This window comes from Microcoleus sp. FACHB-SPT15 (assembly GCF_014849525.1).
GTDB classification, from domain to species: domain Bacteria; phylum Cyanobacteriota; class Cyanobacteriia; order Cyanobacteriales; family Coleofasciculaceae; genus Symplocastrum; species Symplocastrum torsivum.
The window spans coordinates 144,703-157,682 of sequence record NZ_JACJNU010000070.1 but is presented as its reverse complement, the minus strand read 5'-3'; the positions used below and the strand labels follow the sequence as shown (position 1 = coordinate 157,682).

The window sequence follows — 12,980 nt, the reverse complement described above, 5'->3', positions numbered from 1 at the left end:
AACAGATTGCTATATCACTAAACGGTGAGTTTATCTTCATTTAATTTTCCATCGTTGCGGTTGATGGAGAAATAGGGGGATAGGGAGAGGTTTTTATGAGGGGTGATTAAATAACTTTTTCTTTGACTACTAGTAATTCTCTTCCGGCGTCTATTTGACACCCACCGACTCAATATCCACTAACTGTCATGGCACAGATACAGTTCCGCTTTTTCAAGTTTGCTCAGATACTCTCCCTGACACTGGTACTAGTCATTGCGATATTCACGGTAGTACAAACTCCACAGAGCCTTTTTGCCCAAGGAATACCTCAGCGTTGGGAAGCAAACCAATATCAACCACCCGTGAATATTGGTAAACCGCGTCGTGTGGAAGGAGGAGGAACTCGCGGTTCAAGCAGTGGCTGTTCAATTAGTGGCAAACCCCTCACCGCACTAGTTCCTAACAATCGCTTTGGGGTAACGGCAGCAGATTACCCTACATTTTTTGTGTATATGCCTACCTTATCGCCTGAAAACTCCTCACTGCCAGTAGAGTTTTTGTTGAAAGATAGCAACGAGAATGAACTCTACAAAACCACGTTTAGGACAGGTGGGATGTCGGGTATTGTCGCACTCAGCCTTCCTGCCCATGCAGGGTTGTCGCCTTTAAAGGTGGGTCAGGATTATCAGTGGTCATTCTCACTGCTTTGCCTCGAAGATGAGCGATCGCAAGATATTACTGTAGAAGGGTGGACTAGACGGGTAGAACTCAACTCTTCACTTAGCACTCAGTTAGCACAAGCCCCACCACAAAAGCAAGTTGAGCTGTACGCACAAGCAGAGATTTGGCATGATGCTTTAGCAACTTTGGTGCAGTTACGCCGTGAGAGACCCAATGATGCAATGATTGCCGCTGATTGGGTAAAACTGCTGAGTTCAGCTAGTCTGGGAACTCTAGCCCCAGAGGCATTAGTACCAAGACCAACAACTGTGGGACGCCAGTTATAGCAATCAGCAGTCAGCTTTGGGCGGTCAGCTTCCAGTCAAATAGGCTCCAGTTAAGGAACTCGGCTTCCGATGATGTTCTAACCTCAGTGGCTACTGCTATAACTTCGCCTCAGGATTCGGGCAATCCCCAGTCCCCAATCCCTAATCCCTAATCCCCTTCACTTCAATCAATAGGCTTTTAGCGATCGCTTTCTATATCCTCAATCACCTTCTCCCAATACCAATGTTCTGGCATCCCAGGATTTTTTCGCTTGGCTATATCAATTAGTCGTGTCGCGACATCCCAGTACCCTCCTACCAACCGCAGGAGTCGGTTTTGTAAATCACTACTCGGATAAGAGCTTGACCAGGTTGAGTTGTTTGGAGTCGTGGCGCTATTATTCAAATTTGATTGAGTCGTTCGTCTTTGTGCTGAAGAACCAGCTTGTGATAAAGGGAGCTTTTTCAGCTTTTCCAATACTTGCCTATAACTCGCCCAATCTTGTTTATCAAAGTAGATATTTGCCGCTTTTTGATAATCGTCAGCCGCTCCCTGTTTGTCATCAAAATCGAAGCGAGCAACTGCCCGATAGCAATACAGTAGACCATCATCGGGTTTAATACTTAGCGCTCGCGAGTAATCTTCGATTGCTTGTCGATAGCTACGAAGCTTTCTGTAAGCATGACCCCGATTGGTATAGGCTTCAATATTTTTGGGATTACTATCTAATAACTGAGTAAAGTCATCAATCGCGCCTCGATAATCACCGAGTTCGATGCGAACTTGTCCCCGATGGCAACGAACTTGGCTATCTTGAGGACTCAGTTGCATTGCCCGACCTAAGTCTTGAATTGCTCCCTGATGGTCACCTAGCTTGCAGCGAACAACACCGCGATAACAATAGGCTTTGGCATCTCGTGGCTCAACTTGGAGTAGCCAGTTAAAATCTTCCAAGGCGGAACGGTAGTTGCCTCGGTTAACTTTCTTCACGGCTTGCTTGAAGAAATCCTCTGTCTGAATTAACGTCATCGCTTGTTTTTGGGGAGCCTGAATTTGGCTGATGCTGTCCAAGCAATGGCGGCAATTTACAGTATCTTTCTGTTCTAAATAGAGTTCAGCGGCTTTTTTAAAACTAGCGATCGCATTTTGGGTATCTCCTAAGCGACGGTAAATTGTGCCTTGAAGGTTATAAGCAGGAGCATGATTAGGTTTTAGCTGTAGTACTTGATTGGCATCCTCAATTGCTCCTTGAGTATCTCCCTGTGCCAACCGCGCTAGACTTCGCCCAAAGTAATTCTCAATACTTTCACTATTGATTTGCAACGCCTGAGTATAGTCCTCAATTGCGCCAAGGTTATCTCCTAGGTCAAAGCGCGTAATACCACGTTTATAGTAGGCTTCAGCAAATTGCGGATTGATCTGCAACGCTTGATCAAAATCCTGAATCGCTCCTTTTAGGTCTCCTTGAAGCGCCTTTTCTAACCCTCGGTCGTAAAGTTCTCGCTCCATTCTTCATCCCTAGATTGTTCAACCAGTCAGCAGCCCTATAGCCAATGATCATAACCGCCGTAGCTGACAGTCGTTATCATGACAAAGCTTTCTGCCCAAATTCTAACCAAGCCGTACACCGACTAAAGCGATCGCTTCCGGGCAAAGGTTAGGATGACAAATTTCGCTAAAGTCCAAGTTGTCAAACTCATGTAGAACGAGAACGTTCGTTTGGTAGCCCTATTGTCAGCTTATCGCAATTAAATCTTGCTAGTTTTGAGTGCCTATGCCGTCGCATAAATTGCGCTCGTCCTTTTGGGCGTTGTACTTCAGATAATCTCCCACCCAGCTACAAGCATCCCGCATGAGCTTATTGAGCTGTAGATCATTTAGATTCCAAAGAACGACTGTTTTGTCATCACTGGCAGAGGCAAGCGTCTTCCCGTCTGGGCTAAAACTCACGCTATTGACCGACCAGTCATGCCCAGTAAGGGTTTGGAGTTCTGTACCCTCTTTACTCCAAAGTTTGATAGTTTTATCCCCACTGGCAGAAGCAAGAATCTGACCGTCAGGACTAAAACTCAGACTAAATACCCTATCCTTATGTCCAGTGAAGGTCTTGAGCAGCTTACCCTCTTTGCTCCAAAGTTTAATCGTATTGTCTGCACTGGCCGAGGCAAGCATCTGACTGTCTGGACTCCAAACAACGCTTGTGACTTCATCCATATGTCCAGTGAGGACATGGAGAACCTTCCCATCTTTGTTCCACAACCTAATAGCTTTTTGGGCGCTACCAGAGGCAATCATCGTTCCGTCTGGGCTAAAACTCACAGTCCTGACTGTACCTCTATGCCCCTCAATAGTTAAGCGGCGCGTCCCGTTCTTGTTCCAGAGAATGATCGTTTTGTCTGCACTACCAGAAGCAATGATAGTTCCGTCAGGACTGAAACTTGCGCTCCAGACTGAAGCTGTATGCCCCTTGAACGTGTGCAGGAGCGTTCCATCCTTACTCCAGAGTTTGACCGTTTTGTCATCGCTGGCAGTGGCAATCATCTGACCGTCAGGACTGAACTGGACACTAGAGACGGCAGCTTTATGCCCTTTAAGAAGGAGGCGGAGTGTTCCGTCTTTGTTCCAGAGTTGAACACTATTGTTTGCCCCAGAAGCGGCAACCGTCTGACCATCAGGACTCCAAACAACACTCCAAAGTTTAGCCTCAAATCCCTTGAGGGTTGGGAGGGTCTTTTGTGACTTGCTCCAAAGTTTAACAGTATTGTCTGCACTAGCCGAGGCAAGCGTCTGACCGTCAGGGCTGAAACTAAGGCTCCAAACAGGAGCATCATGACCAGTGAGGGTTTGGAGGAGTTTACCGTCCTTGCTCCAAAGTTTGATGGTTTTGTCATCACTGCTAGAAGCGATAATCTTCCCGTCGGGGCTAAACCTGAGGTTAGAGACTGAAGCATCATGACCCATGAGGGTTTGAAGGAGTTTACCGTTCTTGCTCCAAAGTTTGATAGTCTTGTCATCACTGCTAGAAGCAATGATCTTCCCGTCAGGGCTGAAACCAATGCCAGAGACGGGAGCTTTATGACCCTTGATGGTTTGAAGCAGCCTGCCATCCTTGCTCCAGAGCTTGACAGTATTGTCCCCACCAACAGAGGCAAGTATCTGTCCATCAGGACTGAAACTAAGATTCCTCACACCCTTTGTATGCGCTACGAAAGTGTGGAGGAGCTTTCCCTGTTTGCTCCAGATTTTGACAGTATTGTCATCACTGACAGAAGCAATCGTCTGACCATCAGGGCTAAACCGGACACTAGAAACAGCAGCCTCATGACCTTTAAGGATACGGAGGAGTCTTCCCTGTTTGCTCCAGAGTTTGATGGTATTGTCTGCACCAGCAGATGCAAGGGTCTGACCGTCAGGGCTGAACCTGATGCCATACACTCCATAGCTATCTGCCTGAATGCTTTGGAGTTCCTTACCGTTAGGTTCCCAAAGTTTAATTGTTCCATCTCCACTCGCCGTGGCAATAGTCTTACCGTCGGGACTGAAGGTGACGCTATAGACTGTACTTGTATGGTGGGTTAAGCGATCGCGTTCTCTAAATCCATCGCCATAAACTGCCGCCTGCAATGCTGACGAAATTAGACTCCGGGTTTCTGGTTGTAATTCGTCTAGCCGTTTGTGCGGTTGCGTTGCTGTGCCAATCGCTTGCATCAGAGGGTCAAAATTTTGCAGTTTTCTTCCTGCCCGAATCGCTTCAATCAACGCATCAAACTTACGGTCAGTATCAGAAAGAGTCAATGAAAATCGGCTCACTGAATTGATTTGACCTTCCTGAGCAATCTCTGCTCGTTTCCACTGACTGAAAGCAAATGCGCCCACACCAATGGAGACTAAAAAACCAGCACTTATTAAACCGAGTAGTGACTTTAAAATCAGTTTTTGACGCTTCTCCCGTTTAATCGCAGCTAGAATTGCCTCGCGGCTTTTGGAAATATACTGCTGCTGCAAAGGAGTCGCTGCGGGCTGTTTCTTTTGTTGTTCGGTTTCTTGCAGCCAATTTTCAGCAACAGAAAATTCACTGCCTCGTAACAGCAAGTCTTTACTTTCGCTGGCTTTCTCCCACTCAATCGCACGTTGTGACCATTTCGTGTGGTTGCGAACATATTCTCGGTCAATATCAAGAGTTTTCACCAACTCGCTAAAGTTGGCATAAAAATCCCTGCTATAGCGATTAAAGTCAATCCACTGTACCTTCGCTAAGGCAGGATGTAGCTGGTTTGGTGCTACCTCTCGGTGCAATACCGTCACAACCCGTTTATTCAATTTCTGGGCATATTCTACTTCATCAGCACAATATGGGGAGTTAACGGATTTAGGTGAAATAATAAATAGGAAGTTATCTGAAGTTTCGATCCCTCGATAAATCTCCTGTTGAAAGTCTGTTCCCGACGCAATGCTCTCTTGGTCAAACCAAGTTGTTTTTCCTTGAATTTGGAGAGCCTCATTTAACTTCCTAGCAAAATCGGAATCAGCACGAGAATAAGAAATAAAAACTTCTACCGATGAGTCAGTCGGTTGACTCAGGCTTTCAGTAATAAATTTTTCATGTAAAGGAAGCGGTAAATGTTCTGTTCGCTGTTTAGCAAGTTTTAACCAAGCTTCAGCTTGTTGGAGATTATACCCTCGTAATAAGATGCTAGGATTATGATTTTGACGCTGCCATTTAAGAGCTTTAACTAGTAAAACCTTGTGCTGTTCGTAATAGTGAGCATCTTGACTCAATATCTTCAATAACTTATTGGAATCAATGCGGTATTGTTCTTCATCCTCATGATCTGTAAAGTTAATGAATTGTAAACTCCTGAGCTGGGGAGATAGTTGGTCAAGATCAGTTTTTTGAATTAGAAGAGGAATAATACGTTTATTATTGGCAAATGCATATTCCCATTCAGTCTGACAGTATTTTGACTGAATTGAATCGGGTGAGATTAAGTAGAGGAGATTATCGGCTTGCTCAATACCTTTATTAATCTCTTCTTGAAATCCTGTACCTGTTTGAATGTCAGTCTGATTCGTCCATACCGTAAAGCCTTCCCGTATCAAGGTTTGACGAATTCTCCGCATAAAAAGTTTATCCGTCTCAGAGTACGAGATAAACACTTGTGTCATTAAGTTATTAGCGTTTTTCGTACTTTCACATATAAACTCGCAATGTAGGTCAGTTGGAATACAAGGTGGTTGTTCCTCTTTAAACCGAACTTTTAACCAAGATTCTGCCTGAAGCCGTTCTTCCCCAATTAACAGATAGCTAGTTTGCCTTTGATTTCTTTCCCATTCCAAGGCTTTGACCAAAAATTGGGTGTGTTGTTCGACATAACTAGCATGTTTATGAATTAAATCTACTAAGCCTGTAAAAGATGTTTCAAAATTATCTTGCTCTTCTCGGAAATAAACCCAGTTAATTTTACCAATCGTTGGATGCATTTTATCCCAACAATCACTAAGTTCAACATGGAGTAAAGGAATAATCCGTTTGTTGCGCTTAACCGCTAGTTGAATTTCTTTGAGACAATAGGGTGATTTGATTGAATGAGGTGCGATGATAAACAGGAAGTTATGGGCATGTTCAATGCCATCGTCAATTTGATGTTGAAAGTCTACACCTAGAGGAATATCGTTTTGGTCAAACCAAACTTTTAAACCTTGTTCAATTAGTCTTTTATGAAGGTTTACGGCAAACGCTTTACTATCTGCTCGTCCATAGGAAATGAAGACATCGAACAGATTTTTCATGGTTTTGGTTGTTTTGCAAGTAGAATGTGACCCAACAAAAGTATATCTTTCGGCAGATTGACATTACAGAAAATGCATGAAGTCTTAATACGGTAGAAAAATGTGTGGATTTAGGCGTTTGTGGGAGAGACAGGAAGGACACAGGAGAACTGTGAGGGAAATTGCCCTATGTCCTTCCTGATGCGATCGCTTTTTCTCAAACCGATGGGTAGATAAGGCGATCGCCTTTTGGCTGAAGCTTTCTGTAGAAAAAGCCTTAGCACCCAAACTAGCTGCAAGGAATCATTCGTACTTTCAGTCGCCAACACTGAGGGATTAGCATAGATTCATCTAGATCTGAATCTTTGCTCTCCATGAGTTACTGCCTCAACCTTCGTTGTCCGAAGCCTCAAAATCCTAATAATGCGAGGTTTTGCTCAACCTGTGGATCGAGGTTGCTTTTAGGCGATCGCTATCGTGCTTTAGAATTGATTAGTCAGGGGGGCGTTGGTCGAACCTTTCTTGCTGTAGATGAACAAGCCATCTCAAAACTCCACTGCATCATCAAGCAGTTTTCTCCAAAAAACCAAGGCACCAACAATCCAGAAAAAGCGGCTGAGTTATTCCATCAAGAAGCGACACGACTACAAGTACTCGGACAGCATCCTCAAATTCCGCAACTCCTAGCCTACTTTGAGCCAGATAATCTCACTGAAATAGGGACGGCACCTGCCATTGTCCAAACCTTAATCACAGGTCAAAGCTTAGCTCAGAAGCTTGCAAGCGAGGGCGCTTTTAGCGAAGTTCAGATTCGACAAATTCTCAATGACATATTGCCCGTATTGCAGTTTGTTCACGAGCAAGGTGTAATTCATCGAGATATTAATCCCAACAATATCATCCGTCGCACCTCCACTCCTTTTACTCATGAGGAGATAGAAAATGATGAGGGGCAACTCGTTCTTGTTGACTTTAATGCGGCAAAATTCACCACAAAAACTGCCCTAGCAAGAACTGGAACTGTGATTGGTTCTGCGGCTTACACAGCACAAGAGCAACTGATGGGAAAAGCAGTTAGTAGTAGCGATTGGTACAGTTTAGGCGTTACCTGCATTCATTTACTCACTGATATTCATCCATTTGACTTGTTTAATAGCTTGGAAGGTATCTGGGTTTGGCAAGATTATTTAACGAATCCGGTCAGTAAAGAACTTAGTCAAATCCTCAACAAGATGCTCGATAGTGTAGTTAGAAGGCGCTACCAATCTGCTGCGGAAATCCTTCAAGTCCTTAATCCTCAAGGACACACGACAACGATACCCGTAACATTGAACCAGCCAAGTTCCTCACAAACTCTAACACCAAAGTCCATCATCCCTATTTGGACGTGTGTACGCACACTCACAGGTCATACAAGTTCAATCAATTCAATCGCATTTAGCCCAGATGGCCAGACCTTTGCTAGCGGCAGTGCTGATAAAAATATCAAGATTTGGAAAGCAGATAGCCATCTACCCTGCTGCACTTTCTCAGGACATTTAAGCTTAATTAATGCTGTTGCTTTTAGCCCAGAAGGACGGCAGCTAGCAAGTGGAAGTTGGGACTATACGATTAAGCTTTGGGATGTCGAGACAGAAGAATTAATTGACACTCTTCGTGAACATTCGGGTTGGATTCATGCGGTTGCGATTAGTTCAGATGGTAAAACCCTTGCGAGTGGCAGTGCTGATAAAAGTATCAAGCTTTGGAACTTGAAGACCAAAGAAGTACAAGCAAGTTTTTGGGGACATTCTGGTGCGATTCAAGCGCTTGCCTTTAGCCCAACTGGGCAGATTCTTGCCAGTGGCAGTGTTGATAAGACGATTAAAATTTGGGATATAAGTCATGGTATTCAGCTAACGATTGAGGGTCATTTAGATACAGTTAATTCCCTAACGTTTAGCCCTAGTGGTCGTATCTTAATTAGTGGCAGTGCCGACAAGACGATTAAAATCTGGAATTTAGGTGACGGCGCATTGCTAAATACAGTTACTGGGCATTTAGAAGCTGTTAACTCCCTCGCCCTCAACACTCAAGGGAATACTCTCATCAGTGCTAGTGCTGACAAGACACTGAAAATCTGGCATCCCAGTAGCGGGAAACTGCTACACACTCTTTCTGGGCATCAAGCTGGTGTAACAGCGGTGGCTATGAGTCCCGATAGTCGAATAATTGCCAGTGGTTCTCAGGACAAAACAATCAAGATTTGGCAGTTTAACTAATGCAACACTTTGACCCAAACAAATATGCTCTCGCCCTCCACACAACTAGTTCCCAATTGGGGTTAGCAGTTAGTAACTTTGCTGGTGATACTCGCTCTTCTACCTGGGATTTAGGGCGTGATTTATCTAGTCATTTACATCAACATCTTGTTGAGTTTCTAACACCTCAGAGGTGGGCAGATTTAGCGTTTATTGCAGTGGCAAAAGGGCCAGGCAGCTTTACTAGCACTCGAATTGGCATTGTTACTGCCCGAACACTAGCACAGCAGTTGAATGTTCCTCTGTTTGCTATTTCAACACTAGCGGCTGTGGCTTGGTTGCAGCGGTTAGAAAGGGCAGAAAGCTTAGACCAAAATGCGATCGCTCTCCAGATGAATGCCCATCGTGGTGAACTGTTTGTCGCAATCTATCAAGCCAACCCAACAGGTGTAGGACTAACACCGTTGCTATTAGATACGGTGATGACACAGGAGAACTGGAAGCAAGTTTTGGAGTCCTCGGAGATACCTTGCCAACTGATTGATGTTCCAAGTGAGTTGGGGACAAGTGTAACGAGTGTATTGTCACTTGCCTATCTAGATTGGCAGCAAGGAAAGCGCCCCCATTGGTCGGAGGCACTGCCGTTTTATGGTCAACACCCAGTAGATGACAAGGCTGTGAAGTAATTACAGGTCACTAAACAGAAGCTAGTTTTCAATTAGCCTATTCCGTCGCCCGCCAATGGATGTAGGGACGAGAAGCCGACACACCTTTGTATAGGATTTCGTGGTACCCATCCATCCAAGTCATATCCATACGGAAAGAGATTTTACCATTGCGGAACTGGAGACTGTAGACACGAAACACTTCAGAACTTGCCTGACCAACACAAGACGCATATTCACTCCGTAAGGGTGCTTCGTATTCCAGCCGCTTCGGCTGTGAGACGACCAACTTTGCTGGTGCAGAAGCGATCGCTTGAGTATCAGCGACCACTGTATGATCAGCACCCCCTTCAAATCCAAGCATGAACATCCAAAGCCCGACTGTTTGGGGACAATTTCCTGCCTGACGTTGAACATTAAATTGCAAGTTTGGCTCCATTAGTATGGATGCAAAGGGGTCTGTTTGAGCTTGAGCTAATGTTACCTGGGCAGGAGTGGAATTGGTAACATCAGAGGGAACAACGAATGTGGCACCTAAAGCGAGTACAAGTAGCCAATATTGAACTGGAATTTTCATTAACAAGTTTCTGGCTTAGAAATAAAAGAAGCGAAGCATTATCCCGACTTAGGATAAGGAGGAAATCTACTAGTCACTATGGTTTCGCCGCTTCGAGTAGACCGTTATCCATTGACGTAAACAATTGAGTTTAAGTTTCATCAAACGGAGTCTGTATCGCTTCAGCATCTTTTGAACTAACGGCTGAAAACTACGATAGTTTGGTGACCACTGCCAGGAGTCGTTTAATATTCGGCTTGAGAAATGTCCGGCGATAATATGCATCCGCCGCTGCCTTAATGCCTTCAGCCTGGGTTGGGTAAGGATGAATCACACGGCTTAGAGTAACTAGACCTAGCTTGCCGACAATGGCGGTTGTCACTTCACTGATCATCTCACCTGCATGACGGGCAACAATGGTTGCACCGAGAATCTGATCGGAACCCTTTTTGTGAAGGATTTTGACAAACCCTTCCTCTTCACCATCTGCGATCGCACGATCTACATCACTCAAAGCAATTTTGACTGTATTTACATCCAAGCCCCTTTGCTTAGCTTCGTTCTCATACATTCCCACATGAGCAATCTCCGGGTCAGTAAAAGTCACCCAAGGCATAATCAGACTACTGAGTTTAGAGCGTCCCAAGCCAAAGGGAGAGAATAGAGCATTTCTGATCACAATCCGTGCCGCCGCATCAGCCGCATGGGTAAACTTCCAGTTCATGCAGATGTCGCCTGCTGCAAAAATTTTAGGGTTCGTCGTCTGGAGGTAGTCATTCACCTTCACGCCTTTTCGCTGGTCGTACTCTACCCCAACAGCTTCTAAATTCAAACCTTCAACATTAGGCGCACGACCTACCCCTGTCAAAATTTCATCAACCGTAACCGAGTCGTCCTGACCATTACAGCTAAAGTAAAGTGTTTTGCCTTCACTACTTTTAACCACGCGCTTAATTTTGCAATCAAGCACTAAGCGGATACCTTCCCGGATAAAGACGCTCTGGACAATTTCTGCCGCCTCGGTATCCTCTTTATTTAAGATGTAAGAGCCTTGATGTAAAAGTATTACCTCGCAACCCAAGCGCCGGAAAGCCTGAGCTAACTCGCACCCAATTGGTCCCCCACCAATTACTCCTAAACGTCGCGGTCGTTCTGTTAGGGAAAAGACTGTCTCATTGGTGAGATAACCCGCCTCTTCAAGTCCCTCAATGGGTAGTTCTGCGGCTCTAGCCCCCGTGGCAATCACAGCTTTCTTAAACCGGAGAATCTTATCGCCAACTTTAATCGTGTTGGCACTCGAAAACCGACCAGATCCCAAGAAGATATCAATCCCAATCTTTTGAAAGCGATCAACAGAATCGTGAGGACTAATCCTCGCCCGTAGCCTACGCATCCGCTGCATCACTGCTGGAAAGTCTACTTCAATGTGTTCTGGGGGGTGAATCCCAAAAGCACTTGCATCCCGCATTTCGGCAGCAACGCGAGAAGACCGAATTATGCACTTGGAAGGCACACAACCAACATTCAAGCAATCCCCACCCAGGAGATGCTTTTCAATCAAGGCGACTTTTAAACCCAGTTCTAGACCCGCTGTGCCAGCTGCTGCAACTAATCCAGCCGTGCCAGCACCAATCACAACCAGGTCGTAACAATCAGCAGGTTGAGGATTAACCCAATCTGGCGGATGGACATAAGAAACCAGCGTTCGGTTATATTCATCCATCGGTGAGACAGTAACTTGCTCGAATGCAGAACTTGACATCGGTAACACCTTGGAGAATGAAAAATTAAAAAGCCAAGATAAAAATTAAACGTTCTTCTGTTTATGAAACCTTTTCTTCCAAAGCCTTTCGGGCAATACGAGTTACATAAACAGTCACAGCCACTGTTGCAATAAAACCAATAATCCGAATTGTCCACTCGACGGTGGGATTGCTAGGTTGACCTTCAGTACCAACTTTGGCAAGATTACCAGCCAGGGAACCGAGGTAAACATACATGATCATGCCTGGAATCATGCCGACGAAGCCAAGAATGTAGTCTTTGAGGGAAACTCCTGTAACGCCAAAGGCATAGTTCAGGAGGGTAAAGGGAAATACAGGGGACAGCCGGGTTAACAGAACAATTTTAAATCCTTCTTTGCCGACAGCTTCATCAATCGCTCGAAATTTTTCGTTTCCTGCGATTTTCTTAAAAACCCAATCTCTTGCTAAATAGCGTCCAATTAAGAAAGCCGCCGTTGCTCCTAGTGAGGCACCGATGAAAACGTAGATTGAACCCCAAACAATCCCAAAGACAACACCAGCACCCAAAGTGACAATTGACCCCGGTAAGAACGCTACGGTAGCAACGATATAGAGAGTAATAAAAGCGATCGCTCCTAGCGAACCCAGACTATCTATCCACTCTAAGGTGTTCCGCAGTGTTTCTTGGGGATTGAATCCCACCTGTGTGGTAGTCTCCTGTGCTAATGCAGGAGCAGCAATCACGAACATAATAGCGATCGCTTGTATCGTTGATACAATCAACCAAAGAGCAATGCCGAAGTTTCTAGTACGAGAGTGGCGTGTGATTAAGTTGTCCATCATGGTCTTGCCCCATTCTGTTGAGACTAATTGAGTTCAATACTAATCTCCTGAAACCAGGAATCCGAAGAGGATGTCTGAGAAGTATCAGAGAGTGTTCGCCCCCTCGCCAGGGTTAAAAAGGGGCGAATCAAGCTATATTAAAGTCCCCTTTTTAAGGGGGATTTAGGGGGAGCGTCATTTGTAAGCGTGTCAA

At 45.0% G+C, this 12,980-nt stretch carries 9 protein-coding genes; 3 read left to right on the top strand and 6 right to left on the bottom strand.

The features are described from left to right. The first annotated feature begins 188 nt into the window (after positions 1-188). Complete coding sequence (locus H6F98_RS30970; RefSeq protein ID WP_192222577.1) at positions 189-989, top strand: DUF928 domain-containing protein; 801 nt, start codon at positions 189-191, stop codon at positions 987-989. 178 nt (positions 990-1,167) lie between these two features. On the opposite strand, the gene H6F98_RS30965 is transcribed toward H6F98_RS30970, so the two are convergent. The 3 genes from H6F98_RS30965 to H6F98_RS30955 all read right to left on the bottom strand — a co-directional run bounded on the left by H6F98_RS30965 (position 1,168) and on the right by H6F98_RS30955 (position 7,067). Next, on the bottom strand, positions 1,168-2,478 hold the full coding sequence (locus H6F98_RS30965; RefSeq protein ID WP_192222576.1) for a tetratricopeptide repeat protein: 1,311 nt from the start codon (positions 2,476-2,478) through the stop codon (positions 1,168-1,170). A 249-nt stretch (positions 2,479-2,727) separates the two neighbouring features. Then, entirely contained in the window at positions 2,728-6,759 is a 4,032-nt protein-coding gene (locus H6F98_RS30960; RefSeq protein ID WP_192222575.1) for a TIR domain-containing protein, read from the bottom strand. A gap of 110 nt (positions 6,760-6,869) precedes the next feature. Further along, complete coding sequence (locus H6F98_RS30955; RefSeq protein ID WP_206759695.1) at positions 6,870-7,067, bottom strand: hypothetical protein; 198 nt, start codon at positions 7,065-7,067, stop codon at positions 6,870-6,872. Between the two features lie 45 nt (positions 7,068-7,112). On the opposite strand from H6F98_RS30955, the gene H6F98_RS30950 reads away from it, so the two are divergent. Further along, on the top strand, positions 7,113-8,999 hold the full coding sequence (locus tag H6F98_RS30950) for a serine/threonine-protein kinase (protein WP_192222573.1): 1,887 nt from the start codon (positions 7,113-7,115) through the stop codon (positions 8,997-8,999). Continuing rightward, positions 8,999-9,664, top strand: a complete 666-nt coding sequence (gene tsaB / locus H6F98_RS30945; protein ID WP_192222572.1) for a tRNA (adenosine(37)-N6)-threonylcarbamoyltransferase complex dimerization subunit type 1 TsaB — start codon at positions 8,999-9,001, stop codon at positions 9,662-9,664. The genes H6F98_RS30950 and tsaB overlap by 1 nt, the downstream gene beginning before the upstream one ends. A 37-nt stretch (positions 9,665-9,701) precedes the next feature. Here tsaB and H6F98_RS30940 read toward each other — a convergent pair whose 3' ends face one another. From H6F98_RS30940 to H6F98_RS30930, 3 genes are all read right to left on the bottom strand, one after another. Continuing rightward, entirely contained in the window at positions 9,702-10,220 is a 519-nt protein-coding gene (locus tag H6F98_RS30940) for a hypothetical protein (RefSeq protein ID WP_192222571.1), read from the bottom strand. A 190-nt stretch (positions 10,221-10,410) separates the two neighbouring features. Beyond that, entirely contained in the window at positions 10,411-11,961 is a 1,551-nt protein-coding gene (locus H6F98_RS30935) for a mercuric reductase (RefSeq protein WP_192222570.1), read from the bottom strand. 61 nt (positions 11,962-12,022) lie between these two features. After that, positions 12,023-12,694: a TVP38/TMEM64 family protein gene (locus H6F98_RS30930; RefSeq protein WP_206759699.1), complete on the bottom strand. Its 672-nt coding sequence runs from the start codon at positions 12,692-12,694 to the stop codon at positions 12,023-12,025. Between the last annotated feature and the right edge of the window lie 286 nt (positions 12,695-12,980).

Bases quoted from the DNA above. Each gene is read 5' to 3' on its own strand.
- H6F98_RS30970 (WP_192222577.1), top strand. From the start codon at position 189: ATGGCACAGATACAGTTCCGCTTTTTCAAGTTTGCTCAGATACTCTCC.
- H6F98_RS30965 (WP_192222576.1), bottom strand. From the start codon at position 2,478: ATGGAGCGAGAACTTTACGACCGAGGGTTAGAAAAGGCGCTTCAAGGA.
- H6F98_RS30960 (WP_192222575.1), bottom strand. From the start codon at position 6,759: ATGAAAAATCTGTTCGATGTCTTCATTTCCTATGGACGAGCAGATAGT.
- H6F98_RS30950 (WP_192222573.1), top strand. From the start codon at position 7,113: ATGAGTTACTGCCTCAACCTTCGTTGTCCGAAGCCTCAAAATCCTAAT.
- tsaB (WP_192222572.1), top strand. From the start codon at position 8,999: ATGCAACACTTTGACCCAAACAAATATGCTCTCGCCCTCCACACAACT.
- H6F98_RS30940 (WP_192222571.1), bottom strand. From the start codon at position 10,220: ATGAAAATTCCAGTTCAATATTGGCTACTTGTACTCGCTTTAGGTGCC.
- H6F98_RS30935 (WP_192222570.1), bottom strand. From the start codon at position 11,961: ATGTCAAGTTCTGCATTCGAGCAAGTTACTGTCTCACCGATGGATGAA.
- H6F98_RS30930 (WP_206759699.1), bottom strand. From the start codon at position 12,694: ATGTTCGTGATTGCTGCTCCTGCATTAGCACAGGAGACTACCACACAG.